Here is a 17,000-nt window from a genome sequence, read left to right on the forward strand (position 1 = left end):
TGAGCGGCGATATCGACCACACCCGCCGTGGCCTTGGAGCCGCGGCGGCCTAGACTCGGTCGGAGCGGGGGTCGATGCTGCGCTGCCGGCGGCCCGATTCGCTTCGAGTGGCCTCCGCATTGACGCAAAGCAATGCCGTATGGCAATTGACCGAAATCTGATCGAGGAGTACGTCTGTGAAGAGCACTGTCGAGACCCTGAGCCCGACCAGGGTGCGGCTGTCGGTCGAGGTGCCGTTCGAGGAGTTGGCGCCGTTCATCAACGAGGCGTACCAGTCCGTCGGGCAGCAGATCCGCGTCCCCGGGTTCCGTCCCGGCAAGGCCCCCCGCCAGGTCATCGACCAGCGCGTGGGCCGTGAATCGGTCTTCGCCCAGGCGATGGACCCGGCCGTGCAGGCGAACCTGAACAAGGCCGTCACCGAGAACGACGTGAACGCGCTGGGCCGCCCGGAGCTGACCGAGGTCAAGCCGATCGAGGAGGGCAAGCCCTTCGAGTTCACCGTCGAGACCGACGTGACCCCCGGCTTCGAGCTCCCCGACTTCGCCTCGCTGAAGGTGACCGTCGAGACCAGCGACGTGACCGAAGAGGACGTGGACGAGGACCTCGAGTCCCAGCGGATGCGCTTCTCCTCGCTCAAGACCGTCGAGCGGGCCGCCGACAACGGCGACTTCGTCGTGATCGACCTCGTCGCCCGCCAGAACGGCGAAGTGGTCGAGGGCGGTTCGGTGACCGGCATGAGCCACGAGGTCGGCTCCGGCACCCTGCTCGACAACCTCGACGACGCGCTCGTCGGCATGTCCGCCGGCGACGAGAAGACCATCGAGTCGACCCTCGCCGGCGAGCAGGAGGGCCAGGACGCCGAGGTCGAGGTCAAGGTCACCCAGGTCAAGGAGCGCGAGCTCCCCGACCTCGACGACGACTTCGCCGAGATGGCCAGCCAGTTCGACACCCTCGAGGAGCTGCGGGACGCGACCCGCGAGCGCCTCCAGACCGCGAGCCAGAGCGGCCGGGCCAACGACGCCCGCACCAAGACCCTCGAAGCGCTCATCGAGGCGGTCGGCCTGCCGCTGCCCGAGAAGACCGTCAACGACGAGATCGAGCACACCCGCGGCCACCTCCAGGAGCAGGTCGTGCAGATCGCCGGCAGCTTCGAGGACTACCTCACCGCGGTCGGCAAGACCGAAGAGGAGTTCGACGCCGAGCTGCGCTCGGACGTCGAGTCGAACCTGAGCCAGTCGATCATCCTCGGCCGCATCGCCCGCGACCGCGAGCTCGAGGTCTCCGGCGAGCTCATGACCGCCGAGGTCGTGCGCCAGGCCCAGCAGCGCGGCGTCCCGCAGGACCAGTTCCAGAAGTTCGTCGACGAGCTGCGCGGCAACGGCGGCCTCCAGCAGATCGCCGCCTCGCTGCGCCAGCAGCTCGCCCTCGAAGAGGTCGTCAAGGAGGCCACGATCGTGGACGCGAGCGGCAAGGAGCTGACCGAGGAGGACCTCTTCCCCGGCCGCAAGGCCGCCGCCGACGAGGCCGCGGCCGAAGCCGAGGACACCGAGGAGTAGACCCTCTCCATACCGCTTTCCCCAGGGGCCCATCGCGACCGCGACGGGCCCCTGGCCCTTTCCCCCAGCCGGACGTTTTCCCCGAGCCCCGCCCGGCAACCCCCGAATCCCGATCCGACGGACCCGTTGTGCGAGCCCCACCGGCACCGCGCGCCCCACGATGGGCGGGGGTCCGGCCGTCGCTCCGCTCGCAGCGAACACGGAGCCCAGGCGCGTCCGATCGTCGCCCCGACGGGCTAAGGTCTGGATTGGTAACCGCAAAGCTGAGTGCATATCGCCGAGACAGAATGAAGGTGCAAGTCATGGATCGTTCGATTCCATTCTCCTCGCGGCTGGAGAAGGACGTCGTCGACGCGGTCGCCCGTCGCGGCGCCGGCGGCTCCTCCTCGTCCGACCTGGACGGCATGGTCTTCGACCGCCTCCTCAAGGAGCACATCCTCTTCCTGGGCTCGGACGTCAACTCCGAGATCGCCAACCGCCTGTGCGCCCAGCTGCTCCTCCTCGAAGCCGAGGACGATCAGCGCGACATCAAGCTCTACATCAACTCGCCGGGCGGCTCGGTCTACGACGGCATGGCCATCTACGACACGATGCAGTTCATCAAGAACGACGTCCAGACCGTCGGCATGGGCATGGCCGCCTCCATGGGCCAGCTGCTCCTGTGCGCCGGCACCGCGGGCAAGCGCTACGCGCTCCCGCACGCGCGCATCATGATGCACCAGCCCTCCGGCGGCATCGGCGGCACCGCCTCCGACGTCGCGATCCTCGCCGAGCAGATGCTCTACACCAAGCAGATGTTCCAGGAGCGCGTCGCCGAGCACACCGGCCGCACGGTCGAGGAGATCGAGCGCGACTCCGACCGCGACCGCTGGTTCACCGCCTCCGAGGCGAAGGACTACGGGTTCATCGACCACGTCGTCAAGCGGGTGGCCGACGTCCCCGCCGAGGCCAACTAGAAGGAGCAGGGGGAAACACTGATGGACATCCACGCCCAAGCCGGCGGCTTCGACCCGCGAGCCCGCTACATCGTCCCGTCGTTCACCGAGAAGACCTCGTACGGGGTCAAGGAGATGAACCCGTACAACAAGATGTTCGAGGACCGGATCATCTTCCTCGGGTCCCCGGTCGACGACACCTCGGCGAACGACATCATGAGCCAGTTGATCGTCCTGGAGGGCAACGACCCCGACCGCGACATCATCATGTACATCAACTCGCCCGGCGGCTCGCTGACGGCCCTGATGGCCATCTACGACACGATGCAGTACGTGCGCCCGGACATCCAGACCGTGTGCATGGGCCAGGCCGCCTCGGCCGCCGCCGTGCTGCTCGCGGCCGGGACCCCCGGCAAGCGCACCGCGCTGCCGAACTCGCGCGTGATCATCCACCAGCCCGCCACCGAGGGCACCTTCGGCCAGGCCTCCGACATGGAGATCCAGGCCCGCGAGATCATGCGCATGAGGGACCAGCTCGAGAAGATCCTCGCCCGCCACACCGGCCAGCCGGTCGACCAGGTGCGCCGCGACATCGAGCGCGACAAGATCTTCACCGCCGACCAGGCCGTCGAGTACGGCATCGTCGACAACGTGCTGACCTACCGCAAGAAGAACGCCCTGCCCGCCGAGGCCGCGGCCTGAGACGCGTCGGACGCGGCGGGCCCCGGGCCCGCCGCGCCCCGGCCCGTCTCCGCTCGATCGCCCCCGCGGGTTGCCGCGCCGCGATACCGTGGCGCTGGCGCCGGATCGGACACCCGGTCCCGAAGCGCACTGCCGGCTCGTCCACGGCGGTCCGCGACGAGGGTGGCGTCCTGGCCGCAAATGCGAAATACTGAATCGAGACACCGGTTCGTCCAGAATCTACGGAGCAAGCGCACACGACGACACAGTCATGGCCCGCAATCCGGCCGAGCCGGGGGAGACCCGGTCCGCGAGCCACGTCGAGAGAGGGAGTTACCGCGATGGCACCACGCCTGGGTGACAGCGAGATCTTGAAGTGCTCGTTCTGCTCGAAGTCGCAGCGTCAGGTGCGCAAGCTCATCGCCGGTCCTGCCAACGTCTACATCTGCGACGAGTGCATCGACCTGTGCAACGAGATCATCGAGGAGGAGTTCGCCGAGGAGGCCGAGGTCGCCTGGGAGGACCTTCCCAAGCCCAAGGAGGTCGTGGAGTTCCTCGACCAGTGGGTCATCGGCCAGGACCACGCGAAGCGCTCCCTCGCCGTGGCGGTGTACAACCACTACAAACGCGTGCAGCTCGAAGAGCTCGGATCCAACCGCAACGCCCCCGACCACGTCGAGCTCCAGAAGTCCAACATCCTCATGGTCGGCCCCACCGGCTCGGGCAAGACCCACCTGGCCCAGACCCTCGCGCGGATGCTCGACGTGCCCTTCGCGATAGCGGACGCGACGGCCCTGACCGAGGCCGGCTACGTCGGCGACGACGTCGAGAACATCCTCCTCAAGCTCATCCAGGCCGCCGACTTCGACGTCAAGCGCGCCGAGACCGGCATCATCTACATCGACGAGATCGACAAGGCCGGACGCAAGGCCGACAACCCCTCGATCACCCGCGACGTCTCCGGCGAAGGCGTGCAGCAGGCGCTCCTGAAGATCCTCGAAGGCACCCTCGCCTCGGTGCCGCCGCAGGGCGGGCGCAAGCACCCGCACCAGGAGCACATCCAGATCGACACCACGAACATCCTCTTCATCTGCGGCGGGGCCTTCGCCGGGATCGAAGAGATCATCAAGAGCCGCATCGGCAAGCGCACCGTCGGTTTCACCGCGCCGCTGCACTCGCCCGAGGAGTCGGCCGACGACGCCATAGTCTCCCAGGTCATGCCCGACGACCTCTTGAAGTACGGGCTCATCCCCGAGATGGTCGGGCGCCTGCCGATCCTCACCACCGTCGACCACCTCGACAAGCCCACGCTGCTGCGCATCCTCACCGAACCGAAGAACGCCCTGGTGAAGCAGTATCAGCGCCTGCTCGAACTCGACGGCGTCGAGCTCGTGTTCGCCGAGGACGCGCTGGAGCCGATCGTGGAGTCCGCGCTGCTGCGCGGCACCGGCGCGCGCGGCCTGCGCGCGATCATGGAGGAGGTCCTCCAACCGGTGATGTTCGAGATCCCCTCGCGGGCCGACGAGGTCGCCAAGGTGGAGATCACCGCTGACGTGGTGCGCCGGAACGTGAACCCGACCCTCGTGCCCCGGACCAAGTCCAGCCCGCGCCGGGCCATCCGCCCCAGGCGCGAGAAGTCCGCCTGAGCCCTCTCCCTCAGTCCTCTTTGTTCTCGTCCCGCAGCCGGCGATCGATGTCGCGCAGGAAGTCCGGGTTGTCGTCGGGCGCGATCGGGCCCCGCGGGGTCCTCGGACCGAAAGAGCTGCCGGGCCTTCCCGGGCCGGTCTGCGGGCGCGGACGCGCCCTGCCGACGGCGAACCAGAGGATGCCGCCGGCGACGGGTACCAGGAGGATGATCGGCACCCACCAGCCGCGGGTGAGCTTCCTGGGGGCCTGTTCACCACCGAGGCAGTCCGCGATGGCGGCGATCACCAGCGCCAGATGGGCGAGGAACAGAAACAGGAACGCGCGGACCATGGTCCAATCATGCCTGTCCCGGGCGCGAGGTACAACAACGCCTCGGGGTGTTACTCGTAAGTAACTTCATAAGATATAGTTCAGCCCAAGACGCCCGCAGTGATTCGCGGCCCGCAAGCGGCCCCGTCGACCCTTGCGAGCCATGAACGGGCATCGCCGAAAACGACCTCGGAGGTTGTCGATGAACATCGTGGTTCTGGTCAAGCAGGTCCCCGACTCGGGGCTCGCGAGACAGCTCGACGCCCAATTGCGGGTCGACCGCAACGGCGCCAACAACGTCATGGGCGAACTCGACGAATACGCCGTCGAAGCCGCCCTCCAGCTCAAAGAGGCCCACGGCGGCGAGGTCACCGTCCTCACGCTCGGACCCGGCCAGGCCACCGAGACCGTGCGCAAGACCCTCGCCATGGGCGCCGACAAGGCCCTGCACATCGAAGACGACGCCGTCGGCGGCTCCGACGCGCTCACCACCTCGACGATCCTCGCCGCCGCGCTCGGCCGCCTCGAATGGGACCTCGTCATCGCCGGCGCCGAGTCCACCGACTCTGGCATGGGCGTCATGCCCCACCTGCTCGCCGCCCGCACCGGCGCCCCCGCGCTCACCGGCGCCCGCAAGATCGACACCGACGGCGCTTCCGTCACCGTCGAGCACCAGAGGGCCAACGGCTACGACGTGCTCACCGCGAACCTGCCGGCCATCGTCTCGGTCTGGGACACCATCAACACCCCGCGCTATCCCTCGCTCAAGGGCATCATGGCCGCCAAGCGCAAGCCCGTCGAGACCCTGACCCTCGCCGACCTCGGCGTCGAGCAGGCCGGGCCGGCCGCCGCGGGCAACGAGGTCGTCGACGCCGCCGAGCGCCCCGAGCGCACCGCCGGCGAGATCGTCACCGACGACGGCCAGGGCGGGGTCGCGCTCGCCGGGTTCCTCGCCGCCGAGAAGTTCATCTGAGCCGGATCACAGACCAGGAGACCGCAATGACCGACATCCTCGTGTACGTACCCGACTCCGGCAAGCACTCGGCCGAGGTGCTCACCCTCGCCCGCTCGCTCGGCGACGTCGCGGCCGTCGCCTTCGACGACGCCGCGGCCGCGATCGCCGGCGAATACGGCGCCGCCAAGGTGCTCCGCGTGGACGCCGCGGGGATCGACGACTACTACGTCGATCCGAAGGCGACCGTCCTCACCGACCTCGCGCGCGAGCGCACGCCGGACTTCTTCCTGCTGCCGAGCACCGACGAAGGCAAGGCGCTGGCCGCCCGGGTGGCGGTGGCGCTCGACAACGGACTGCTCACCGACGTGTCCGGACTGGAGGCCGACGGGACCGCGACGCAGGACGCGTTCGCGGGCGCGACGGTCGTGAAGTCCAAGGCCACCAAGGGCTTCACGCTCGCGACGGTGAAGATCGGCGCGACCGAGCCGGCTCCGGCCCCGGGTTCGCCCGAGACCGAGACCGTGGCCGCTTCGGTGGCCGAGGCCGATCAGCGCGTGAAGATCGCCGAGCGGGTGGACGAACCGGCGGGGGACCGGCCGGGCCTGGCCGAGGCGCGGGTGGTCGTCTCCGGCGGGCGCGGCGTGGGCTCGGCTGAGGACTTCGCGCTCATCGAGCGGGTGGCGGACGCGCTGGGCGGCGCGGTGGGCGCTTCGCGCGCGGCGACCGACTCGGGGTATTACCCGCACAAGTTCCAGGTGGGCCAGACCGGTACGACGGTGAGTCCGCAGCTGTATCTGGCGGCGGGCATTTCGGGCGCGATCCAGCACCGCGCGGGGATGCAGACCTCGCGGGTGATCGTGGCGGTGAACAAGGACGCGGACGCGCCGATCTTCGGCATGGCCGATTTCGGCGTGGTCGGCAACCTGTTCGAGGTCCTGCCGCAGGCGCTCGAAGAGATCGACAAGCGCAAGTAGGGAAGTCGCGTGGCCCGGCGCGCCCGAAGGGCGCGCCGGGCCACGGGTGTGTCGGGTGTCGGGCCACGGGTGTGTCGGGTGGCGGGGCACGGGTGTGTCGGGCGTGGGGGCACCGGGGGGCGGTCCGATTGCGCGGCCGCGGTCCGCGGGCTTGGCGGCGGCGGAAGGCGGTCCGGTTGTGGGCAGCCGGGCTCGAGCGCAGGTGAGTGGCGCTCGGGTTTGGCATCGCCCCCGATTCGATGGTTGCTCGGGGGTGTGACAGCGGGCGGCGGGCGGAGTTGCTGTGGGGCTTGCGTTTTCGGCGGTTCTCGGCGAATGCGGATAAATCGGGTGTTCGCAGGCACCCCCGGTTCGATAGTGACTCGGGGGTACGACAGTGCCGGGTCGTGAGGTCGCCTCGTGTGCGCGGAGCAGTGACAGTGCGAGTTCGGATTGTGTTGGTGCGGCGGTGCGGCGGTGCGGCGGTGCGGCGGTGCGGCGGTGCGGCGGTGCGGCGGTGCGAGTTCGGGTCGCGCCCGCGCGGCGGTGCGAGACTGCGCCGCGTTTGCTCGGCGGCGCGACCGCGCCGGCTCGCGAGCTCGGGTCGGGTCTGCGCGGAGGAGTGAACTGCTAGTCCGCGCCGCGTTCGCGCGGAGTGCGACAGCGCCAGGGCGTGAGGTGGCCTCTTGTTCGCGCAGGGGTGTCATTCGTGTGTAACAACGGTGAGTTAGGCTTCGACGCAGCCTCTCGTTATATAGAACCTACAGATGCTATTGGAGGAATCCGCCATGGCCGCCCCAGCAGCCGCGATCGTCGCTCCCGTGCCCGCCGGCCGGAGGTACGTGCTCGCCGACCTCCTTCCCGCCTCGACCCGCGCCCGCGCGATCGCCCGCGACGCTGTGCTCGTCCTCGGGGGAGCGGCCGCCATCGGCGCGTCGGCCCAGGTCGCGTTCACCATCCCGCAGATCAGCCCGGTCCCGTTCGTGCTCACCACGTTCACCGTGCTCCTCGTCGGCGCCGCCTACGGCCCGCTCCGCGCGGGCCTGACCCTCGCGCTCTACCTCGCCGCCGGCGCCGCCGGCGTCCCCTGGTTCACCGAGGGCACCTCCGGCTACGCCATGCCCACCTTCGGCTACATCATCGGCTTCCTCGCCGCCGCAGTCGCCGTCGGCTTCCTCGCCCGGCGCGGCGGCGACCGCACGATCCTCAAGACCGTGGGACTCATGGTCGTCGGCAACGTCCTCATGTACGCCTTCGGCGTCCCCTACCTCGCCTTCGCCCTCGACATGAGCGCCTCCAGCGCCCTGAGCGCCGGCATGTACCCCTTCCTCGCCGGCGACGCCCTCAAGCTCGTCCTCGCCGCGCTGCTCCTGCCCGGCACCTGGTGGGCCGTCAACCGCTTCCGCAACGCGGACCAGTCGTAACGCCGACTAGCCTCGGCAAACGCAAGGGCCCCACCGGTCTCCCGGTGGGGCCCTCTCACTCGTCTAGACCGCGTCCCAGCCGATGCCCAGCGCCCCCGGCCTCGGCACCGGCTCCGCCAGCGCCACCGTCCGGTTCGGCCCCAACTGCAAGTCCCCGGTCTCGCGCTTCTCCCGTTGCAGACTCGACTGCGCGAAGCGGTACACCCGCTTCGGGACCGCGTCCGGCGCGAACCGCACTTGCAGCGAGTACTGGTCCACCGGGTACCGGAACGCGTTCCCGTGCCCCGTGGAAGCCCCTCCGTTGCCCTGCACGACGATCTCGAACAAATGCGTCGCGCCCCGCGGCAGCGGCGTGTCGAACACGATCTCCGCGAGCGCCACCGGCGCATCGGGGTGCCGCAGCACGTTCGGGACCGAGCAGTCCCGCACCGGCTTGAACTCGATGTCGTCGATGTCGCAGCCGTCGTCGCCCCGGTACAGCAGGATGTAGCGGTCCACGTCGTCTCTTCTGGCGCGCACCAGCATCGACAGCTCCATCAGCGACTCCTCCCACCCGGAGTCGACGTGCACGATCACCTGCTGGCTCAAGATGTCGAGAGTGTGCTCCCGCGAGGCCGGCACCTGGTCGCACAGCTCCCGCACCGCGTCGCCCCCCAGCACCGCGTCCGGGCGGGGGAGCTGCCCCCTGATCGACCGCGGCCCCCGGGCCCGCTTGGGGCCCAGCAGCACCCGCAGCGACCCCGCCGGCAGCTCCAGCAGGTCCTCGAGCGCGGTGACGGCGGCGAGCGACTCGGCCCGCTCGGGGCGCGAGCGCCCGGACTGCCAGTAGCTGAGGCTCGTGGTCGAGACGGTGATCCCGCGCATCGCGAGGCGGTGGCGGATGCGGTCGAGGCCGAGTCCGCTGGTCTGGATGGCCACACGCAGGGCAGTGTGGAACGGCCCTGTGCGTAGCGCTTCGGCGAGCTCGGGCGTCATCGGCACACACTTTCTCTCGACCGGTCCGGCGAGGGATCCGGTCTCCTCGGCGCCCGGTCTCGGGGCGGCGACTCCTCACAACCGGAAAGGTAGGAGGATTCGTAGGATTCTATCTCGCGCGCACCATCGGCTCTTACGGCGATAGGTCCGATGATGGAACGCGCATTCCCAAGCTCTGGAACCGACGGCCCCGCCGTCGCTGCCGGAGGGCGTGAGCCGCGCCGCGCCGTAGACTGGAGAGGCCATGGCCTATCTCGATCACGCCGCCACCACGCCGATGCTCCCCCAGGCGCTCGACGCCTACTTGCGGACCGCACGCGCTCTCGGCAACGCCTCGTCCCTCCACGGCTCCGGGCGCACCGCCCGCCGCACCGTCGAGGAAGCCCGCGAACGCATCGCCGAGGTCCTCGGCGCCAAACCCGGGGAGGTCATCTTCACCGGTTCGGGCACCGAGGCCGACAACCTCGCCGTCAAGGGCATCCACTGGGACCGCCGCACCGGCGCCCGCAACCGCATCGTGTCCACCGCCATCGAGCACCACGCCGTCGCCGACGCCGTGGCCTGGCTCGGCGACCACGAGCGGGCCGACGTCACCGAACTGCCCGTCGACAAGCTCGGCTGCGTCGAGACGACCGAACTGGCCGCCCTCCTCGACGAGCGCGCCGACGAGATCACCGTGATCACCTGCATGTGGGCCAACAACGAGGTCGGCACCCTCCAACCGGTCGAGGCCATCGCCGCCATGGCCGCCCCCCACGGCATACCCGTCCACACCGACGCCATCCAGGCCGTCGGCCACGTCCCGGTCGACTTCGCCGCCTCCGGCGCCGCCGCCCTCACCCTCTCGGGCCACAAGCTCGGCGGTCCCACCGGCACCGGCGCGCTCCTGCTGCGCCGCGACGTCAAGGCCACGCCGCTGCTCCACGGCGGCGGCCAGGAACGCGAGATCCGCTCCGGCACGCTCGACGTGCCCGGGATCGCCGCGCTCGCCGAGGCCGTCACCCACGCCGTCCGCACCCGCGAGACCGAGGCCGCCCGCCTCGCGGGCCTGCGCGACGACCTCGTCGCCCGCCTGCGCGCTGCCGTCCCCGACGCGATCTACAACGGCGACCCCGAACTGCGCCTGCCCGGCAACGCCCACTTCTCCTTCCCCGGCTGCGAAGGCGACGCGCTCCTGATGCTCCTCGACGCCGCCGGTGTCGAATGCGCCACAGGCTCGGCCTGCTCGGCCGGGATCGCCCAGCCCTCCCACGTGCTCCTCGCCATGGGCGCCGAAGCCGACGACGCCCGCTCCTCCTTGCGCTTCACCCTCGGCTGGCCCACCACCGAAGCCGACGTGGACGCCCTCGTCGCCGCCCTCCCCGAAGCCGTGCGCCGCGCCAAGACCGCCGGCCTCACCTGAGCTCCCCGCCGCCGCCGCACACCCCGCTAAGGTTGAACACGTGAAACTTCGAGTACTGGCCGCCATGAGCGGCGGAGTCGACTCGGCCGTCGCCGCGGCCCGCGCCGTCGAGGCCGGGCACGACGTCACCGGCGTCCACCTGGCGCTGTCCAAGAACCCCCAGACCTACCGGACCGGGGCCCGCGGCTGCTGCACCATCGAGGACTCCCGCGACGCCCGCCGCGCCGCCGACGTCCTGGGCATCCCCTTCTACGTCTGGGACATGGCCGAGCGCTTCCACGAGGACGTCGTGGAGGACTTCTACGCCGAGTACGCCAACGGCCGCACCCCCAACCCGTGCCTGCGCTGCAACGAGAAGATCAAGTTCGCCGCCGTCCTCGACCGCGCCATGGCCCTCGGCTTCGACGCCGTCGCCACCGGCCACTACGCCCGCAAGGGCGAGGACGGCCTCCTGCGCCGCGCCGTCGACCCCGGCAAGGACCAGTCCTACGTCCTCGCCGTCCTCACCCCCGCCCAGCTCGCGCACTCGATCTTCCCCCTCGGCGACACCCCCAAGGACCAGGTCCGCGTCGAAGCCGAGAACCGCGGCCTCGCCGTGGCCCGCAAGCCCGACAGCCACGACATCTGCTTCATCGCCGACGGCGACACCTCCGGATTCCTCAAGAACCGGCTCGGCACCGAGGAAGGCGAGATCGTCGACGCCGCCACCGGCGAGGTCCTCGGCAGCCACGACGGCTCCCACCAGTTCACCATCGGCCAGCGCCACGGCCTCGGCCTCAAGCGCCCCGCCGCCGACGGCCGCCCCCGCTACGTCCTGTCGATCACCCCGGTCGACAACCGCGTCCAGGTCGGCCCCCGCGAAGCGCTCCGCATCGACCGCATCCGCACCGGCCGCCCCGTCTGGCTCGCCCCCGAACGCGAGGGCCCCTTCGAAGCCGAGGTCCAGCTCCGCGCCCACGGCGAGGTCTACCCCGCCACCGTCCACGCCGACGCCGACGGCCTCACCGCCCGCCTCCACAAGCCCGCCTTCGGCGTCGCCGCCGGCCAGGCCCTTGTCGTCTACGACCCCGACACCACCGGCGACGCCGTGCTCGCCTCCGGGACCATCGATTCGACCGCCTCCATCGAGGCGGCCGGTGTCTGAACCCCAAGGGTCCCAAGCCCACGCGACGGCCCTGCCCGCAGGCGTCGCCACCGGCGTCGGCTCCCTCCCCGGCACCGACGCCGACGAAGCCGCGAACATCGTCTTCGGCGAACTCCCCGAATGGCCCCACCTGCCCGAGCTGCCCGCTCGCGGCATCGGCGCCGACATGATCGGCCGCGGCGCCGCCCTCCTGGTCGACCTGCCCGTCCAGTGGTGGGCCTTCCGCTGGGAGATGGCCGACCTGCCCGGCATCGACGCCCGCCGCGCCGCCGACTTCCTCGAACGCGACCTCGACGCCCTCCTCGCGACCGCCGCCGACGGCCCCGTCCGCCTCACCGCCGTCGGCCCCTTCACCCTCGCCGCGAACCTGTGGCGGCGCACCGGCGGCGCCATGCTCGCCGACCCCGGCGCCGTCGCCGACCTCACCGGCTCGCTCGCCGAAGGCCTGCGCCAGTTCCTCGCCGCCGCCCAGGCCCGGATGCCGAAGGCCGCCTTGTCGATCCAGCTCGACGAACCGAGCCTGCCCGCCGCGCTGGCGGGCCGCGTGAACACCGAGTCGGGCCTGGACTTCTACCGCCGCGTGCCGCCCGAGGCTGCCCGCGACCGCCTCCGCGAGCTCGTCGACGCGGTCGGCGTGCCGACCGTGGTCCACTGCTGCGCCCCCGATGTACCCGTCGCGCTCCTCGGCGAGGCGGGCGTCCAGGCGCTCTCGATCGACCTGACCCTGCTCGACCTCGACGACGTGCCGAGCGTCGACGCCTTGGGGGAGTACCTCGACAGCGCCGGCCCCGACCAAGGCGTCCGGCTCATCGCCGGCGTCGTCCCCGCTATCGGACAGCCACAACCGGGCGTCGAGAAGGCCGCCGCCGACCGCGTGCACGCCCTGTGGAACCGCCTCGGCTTCAGCCCCGAGCAGCTTGCGCGGCAAGTGAGCATCGCGCCGACCTGCGGCATGGCCGGCGCGAGTCCCGAGTACGCCCGCTTCGCCATGGCGACCGCCCGCGAAGCGGCGCGCCGCCTCCACGGCTGACGGTCACGCCCCCGAGGGCCAATCCGTCTCGGTCTGCCACGACCGCGCCTCCACCGCGGGCCCGCGCTCCGCGACCCCGCCCGGCGGCACGTGCCCGTCCCGCTCCAGCCACTCCTTCGTCGTGTTCAGGCACGGGAACGGCTCGTCGGGGACCGGCAGGTCCAGTGCCGCGCACAGCGGCTCCCATCCCGCGCCGGTCGTGAACTCGACCAGCCGCTCCGGCGGGACGGTCTCGCGGACCCGCCGGTGGTACCGCTCGTACGCGCTCGCCACCGCCGCCCGGTCGGCGCGCGCGGCGTCCCCGAAGGTCTTGGCCCAGATCGCGTCGACCATCTCCGTCCACGACTCGGTCGCGAACCCGGCGGCGTCCATCCCCGTGAAGATCGTGCTCGTCGCGCTCCTCCACCAGGTGTCGAAGCAGTCGCGCACCGACAGGACCACGATCGCGTCCGGGTACCGCGCCGCGAGCTCCAGGTGGAACGCCGAGGACGGCCAGTCCACCGCCGCGGCGTAACCGGCGTACAGCGCGTCCCAGTCCGGGCGCACGCCGTGCGCGGCGGCCAGGAACGCGGGCGGGTCGGTCTCGATCCGGTCGAACACCTCGGTCATGTGGTGGCACGGCTCGCCCAGGAGCGTCTCCAACGCGTGCTTGAGGGTCATGGTCCCGGTGCGCGGCAGGCCCGCGCCGATCACTCGCAGCATGGCACCACGTTACGAACTGTCACGGCCGGAAGCGAATCGGCGCGCGCAACCGTCCAGTCCGCCTGTGCGAAACCGGCCCGGCGCTATTGCGCCGAGTACAACTCGAACGTCTGCTCGGCGAGGTCCGCCGCGACCGCCTCGGCCTCCTCGCCCACGACCGACTCCAGCAGCCGCACCACGATGACCAGTTCGTCGTGCGCGACGATGTAGAACTGGGTCCGCGGCGACTCCGACCAGGCGCTGAAACCGGCGGACCCGACCGCGATGTCGTCGATCTCCTCGAAGTTCCCGCTCGTCCCGTACTCCTCGCGCCGGAGCTCGACCTGCTCGGTGGCCTCGACCGGGGACAGCCACTGGTACGCCTCGACCATCAGGTACCTGGCGCCCGGGCCGTAGTAGCCGCATTGCAGGTACCAGGCGTTGGTGAACTCGACGCTCGGCGCGTTCGCGAACTGGGACGAGCCGTCGCTCTCCAGGCCGCGGTCCCCTTTGGCCGAGGTGCCGAACAGCTCGGTCACCGGTTCGAGGTCGTACTCGTCGCACGTGGCCGCGGTGAAGAGCCCGTTCCCGGGCGGGGACTCGCCAGCCGCTTCCGCCTCGGTCTCCGCTGCCTCGGTTTCCTCTGCCTCGGTTTCCTCTGCCTCGGCCTCCCAGCCGTGCTGGGACTCCGAGCCGCTGCCGCCGTACCAGCGCTGGTACTCGCAGTCCGGATAATCGCTCACATTGACCTCCGCAGCCAATTCCGCGGCCCGCTGGGAGCCCCAGTTCCACGCCAGGAAGTCCCGTTCGGCGTCCCATCCGCGCCGCAGCGCGCATTCGCGGTCCTCCTGCGGCAGCCCCATCAGCTCCGGCACCGCATCCGCGGACAGCCCTTGCAGGTAGTACAGGTCCAGTTTGCGGTCGTGCTCGATGTTGTAGCGGGCGATCAAGGCGTCCGGGTTCACCGCCGCCAGCCCCAGCAGCGTCAGCGCGCCCGAGGCGAGGATCGCGCGCGGCAGCCACGTCGCCCGCAGCTTCCAGCAGCACACCAGCACCAGCGCGAACAGGACCGCCAGCCAGATCTCGACGGTGAAGACCCACACCCGCATCCGGGTGAGCCCGTACGTCTCGAAGTAGGTGTACATGCGGAACAGCGCCGAGGCGATGACCACCATCGACATCAGCCCCAGCGGGCCGAGCAGGAGGCGCACCGTCCACCGGTCCCGCTTCTCGCGCTTGGGCGCCAGCCACGCCGCGACGGCGATGACCGCCAGGGACAGGAACGCGACGACGCTCAACTGCCAGAAGCCCGTCCGCGCGTACTCGGCGAACGTCAGCCCCTTGGTGTCCATGACGTAGCCCTCGCCGCCGACGTAGACCCGCAGCTGCACCGCGATGAACGCCGCGAACAGCAGGTTCAACGCCCCCAGCGGCACCGCCAGCTCGAACCGGCTGACCCTGCGCCGCGCCTCGGCGTCCTCGCCGTCGAACCGCGGCTTCGCCGCCGCCGCGTAGACCCAGACCAGCAGCACCGGGAACAGCACCGCGGCGACCGTGAGCCGCACGAAGATCTCCGTCGCGCTTAGGTCCGGCATCAACTTCGCGATCAGGTCCGCGAACGCCGAGTCCGCGGCGGCGAACAGCCCGCCGAAGACCAGCAGCAGCGCGAGGGTCACCAGCGCGGTCCAGACGCCGCGCATCGTGCCGGGCTTGCGGTCGTCTCCGGTCCCGCGGCCCCGACCGGCCCATTTGAAGGTCTCGTACACCCCGCCGAGCCAGCCGAGGAACAGCACCGCGAGGTTCCCGCCGAAGCGCCGCTGCGGCGCGATCACCAGCGGTGTCAGCGCGAACGCGGCGATCGAGCACAATGCGACCACCCAGCCCGCGTCGCGGACGGCCGCCACCGACCACAGGGCCGCGACGAGGACCGCGCCCGGCAGCCGCGGCAGCAGATCCTCCCGCCCCGCCGCCAGCAGCGGCACCGCGACCAGGGCGATCCCGGTGAGCGACAACCCGATCCCGACGCCGTCGGCGTGGAACGCCGCCCAGCCGCCGAACAGGGCGACGGCCACGACCAGGAGCACGATCGTGCGCGAGGCCGACAGCTCGGGCCGGTGCCAGCGCGGGTTCGGCTCGATCATGCGCGGCTGGTGCAGACTCCGGTAGTACGCGGCCTGCCGTGCCGCCTCGTCGGGCGTCAGCGGCCGGTGTCCCTGCGCCGCCGGGGGAGGAGGCGGCGGTCCGGCCGGCCGCGTCTCGGGCGAAGACTCGGCTAGTGCGCCGTCCCGCGGCGCTTCAGCATTCGCGGCCTGCTCGGCCGCCGAGGTGGGGTCCGGCGCCTCGCCGCGGGCCTCGGGCCCGTCGGCGTCCTCTGATCGCGGCGCATCGGCATTGCTCGGGTCGCTCATGGAGAGCCCCTTCTCATCGGAGGGAGTGCGAGAATAGCCCGCTCGCACCACCAAAGGAAGATCCCCAATGGACCGACGCCGCTACCGCGCCGGGAATAACGCCCACAATGGTGCAATCCGGCGCCCCTCGTGAGTACTCCCACGTCGTGCAACCGGATCGGTCGATCGAGGCGTCCCCGAAGCTCCACGCGCATCCCGGCTCGACACGCGAAGGCCGCCCGGCATCGGCTGCCGCACGACCCCCTCCAGCACTGCGCGCCTTCGTGAAGGCCCCGTCAGCGGCCGTCCACCAGGTGCTCGATCGGCATCGTCAGGTACCGGTCGATGTTCGGGCCGATGGTCTCGGCCAGGTCCGCCGCGCCGAGCGAGGCGAGCGGTTCGAGCTTGAGGATGTACCGGGCCACGACCAGCCCGAACACCTGCGAGGCGACGAAGCCGGCGCGGGTCGGGATGTGGTCGACCCGGTCGCCGAGGGTCTCCTCGATCGACTTGAGGATCCGGCGCTCGAACAGCTGCCGCAGCACGAACGCCATGGCGGGCTTGGAGAGGCTGGAGCGGACCACCGCGAGGAGCTTGTCCTGGTGCGGGCCGTCCCAGATCGCGACGAACGCGTGCATGAGCCGCCCGCCCGCGCCCTCGACCTCACCGCCCGCGAGCACCGCCGCGACCTCCGGGGCCGGGTCCATCGGCAGCTCGATCGCGGCCAGGAACAGATCGTCCTTGGACCCGAAGTAGTGGTGGATGAGCGAGGGGTCGACGCCCGCCTCGGCGGCGATGCGCCGCATGGACACCGACTCGATGCCCTCCTCGGCGAACAGGCGCCGGGCGGCGGCCAGGATCTCGGCCCGAGTGTCGGGATTGCCTGATCGCCGTCCGGCGCGCTTGGTTCTTGCCACGCTC

Annotated in this window: 15 protein-coding genes; 10 read left to right on the forward strand and 5 right to left on the reverse strand. The window is 70.9% G+C overall.

Annotated features, from left to right (window positions below):
- Positions 1-176 precede the first annotated feature (176 nt).
- From tig to clpX, 4 genes are all read left to right on the forward strand, one after another.
- Positions 177-1,556 (forward strand): trigger factor, encoded by a 1,380-nt coding sequence (tig, locus tag IF12_RS0118760; RefSeq protein WP_030161142.1) that lies wholly within the window; start codon positions 177-179, stop codon positions 1,554-1,556.
- A 302-nt stretch (positions 1,557-1,858) separates the two neighbouring features.
- Entirely contained in the window at positions 1,859-2,512 is a 654-nt protein-coding gene (locus tag IF12_RS0118765) for an ATP-dependent Clp protease proteolytic subunit (protein WP_081913747.1), read from the forward strand.
- 21 nt (positions 2,513-2,533) lie between these two features.
- Positions 2,534-3,193, forward strand: a complete 660-nt coding sequence (locus IF12_RS0118770) for an ATP-dependent Clp protease proteolytic subunit (RefSeq protein ID WP_030161146.1) — start codon at positions 2,534-2,536, stop codon at positions 3,191-3,193.
- Between the two features lie 320 nt (positions 3,194-3,513).
- Complete coding sequence (clpX, locus tag IF12_RS0118775) at positions 3,514-4,818, forward strand: ATP-dependent Clp protease ATP-binding subunit ClpX (RefSeq protein WP_030161148.1); 1,305 nt, start codon at positions 3,514-3,516, stop codon at positions 4,816-4,818.
- 10 nt (positions 4,819-4,828) lie between these two features.
- Here clpX and IF12_RS0118780 read toward each other — a convergent pair whose 3' ends face one another.
- Complete coding sequence (locus tag IF12_RS0118780; RefSeq protein WP_030161149.1) at positions 4,829-5,149, reverse strand: PLD nuclease N-terminal domain-containing protein; 321 nt, start codon at positions 5,147-5,149, stop codon at positions 4,829-4,831.
- A gap of 181 nt (positions 5,150-5,330) precedes the next feature.
- Here IF12_RS0118780 and IF12_RS0118785 point away from each other — a divergent pair, with 181 nt between their 5' ends.
- The 3 genes from IF12_RS0118785 (at position 5,331) to IF12_RS0118795 (ending at position 8,460) form a co-directional block, all read left to right on the forward strand.
- The gene (locus IF12_RS0118785; RefSeq protein ID WP_030161151.1) at positions 5,331-6,101 is read left to right on the forward strand and encodes an electron transfer flavoprotein subunit beta/FixA family protein; all 771 of its coding nucleotides are present in this window, start codon (positions 5,331-5,333) and stop codon (positions 6,099-6,101) included.
- Positions 6,102-6,127: 26 nt separating this feature from the next.
- Positions 6,128-7,057: an electron transfer flavoprotein subunit alpha/FixB family protein gene (locus IF12_RS0118790; protein ID WP_030161153.1), complete on the forward strand. Its 930-nt coding sequence runs from the start codon at positions 6,128-6,130 to the stop codon at positions 7,055-7,057.
- Between the two features lie 767 nt (positions 7,058-7,824).
- Positions 7,825-8,460, forward strand: a complete 636-nt coding sequence (locus tag IF12_RS0118795) for a biotin transporter BioY (RefSeq protein ID WP_030161155.1) — start codon at positions 7,825-7,827, stop codon at positions 8,458-8,460.
- 63 nt (positions 8,461-8,523) lie between these two features.
- On the opposite strand, the gene IF12_RS0118800 is transcribed toward IF12_RS0118795, so the two are convergent.
- The gene (locus tag IF12_RS0118800) at positions 8,524-9,378 is read right to left on the reverse strand and encodes a hypothetical protein (protein WP_133884263.1); all 855 of its coding nucleotides are present in this window, start codon (positions 9,376-9,378) and stop codon (positions 8,524-8,526) included.
- A 301-nt stretch (positions 9,379-9,679) separates the two neighbouring features.
- Between IF12_RS0118800 and IF12_RS0118805 the strand changes: the two genes are divergently transcribed.
- Genes IF12_RS0118805 through IF12_RS0118815 form a run of 3 tightly spaced genes read left to right on the forward strand, consistent with a single transcriptional unit; the run spans position 9,680 to position 13,011 of the window.
- Positions 9,680-10,837 (forward strand): cysteine desulfurase family protein, encoded by a 1,158-nt coding sequence (locus IF12_RS0118805; protein WP_030161159.1) that lies wholly within the window; start codon positions 9,680-9,682, stop codon positions 10,835-10,837.
- Positions 10,838-10,877: 40 nt separating this feature from the next.
- The gene (gene mnmA, locus IF12_RS0118810; RefSeq protein ID WP_030161160.1) at positions 10,878-11,981 is read left to right on the forward strand and encodes a tRNA 2-thiouridine(34) synthase MnmA; all 1,104 of its coding nucleotides are present in this window, start codon (positions 10,878-10,880) and stop codon (positions 11,979-11,981) included.
- Entirely contained in the window at positions 11,974-13,011 is a 1,038-nt protein-coding gene (locus tag IF12_RS0118815) for a methionine synthase (RefSeq protein ID WP_197034795.1), read from the forward strand. The genes mnmA and IF12_RS0118815 overlap by 8 nt, the downstream gene beginning before the upstream one ends.
- A gap of 3 nt (positions 13,012-13,014) precedes the next feature.
- On the opposite strand, the gene IF12_RS0118820 is transcribed toward IF12_RS0118815, so the two are convergent.
- From IF12_RS0118820 to IF12_RS0118830, 3 genes are all read right to left on the reverse strand, one after another.
- Complete coding sequence (locus tag IF12_RS0118820) at positions 13,015-13,713, reverse strand: sulfotransferase family protein (protein WP_051704597.1); 699 nt, start codon at positions 13,711-13,713, stop codon at positions 13,015-13,017.
- An 83-nt stretch (positions 13,714-13,796) separates the two neighbouring features.
- Entirely contained in the window at positions 13,797-16,100 is a 2,304-nt protein-coding gene (locus IF12_RS0118825) for a DUF4153 domain-containing protein (protein ID WP_133884264.1), read from the reverse strand.
- 275 nt (positions 16,101-16,375) lie between these two features.
- Positions 16,376-16,996 (reverse strand): TetR/AcrR family transcriptional regulator, encoded by a 621-nt coding sequence (locus tag IF12_RS0118830; RefSeq protein ID WP_030161168.1) that lies wholly within the window; start codon positions 16,994-16,996, stop codon positions 16,376-16,378.
- Positions 16,997-17,000: the final 4 nt, after the last annotated feature.

The sequence above is a fragment of the Glycomyces sp. NRRL B-16210 genome, from assembly GCF_000719515.1.
Lineage (GTDB): Bacteria > Actinomycetota > Actinomycetes > Mycobacteriales > Micromonosporaceae > Glycomyces.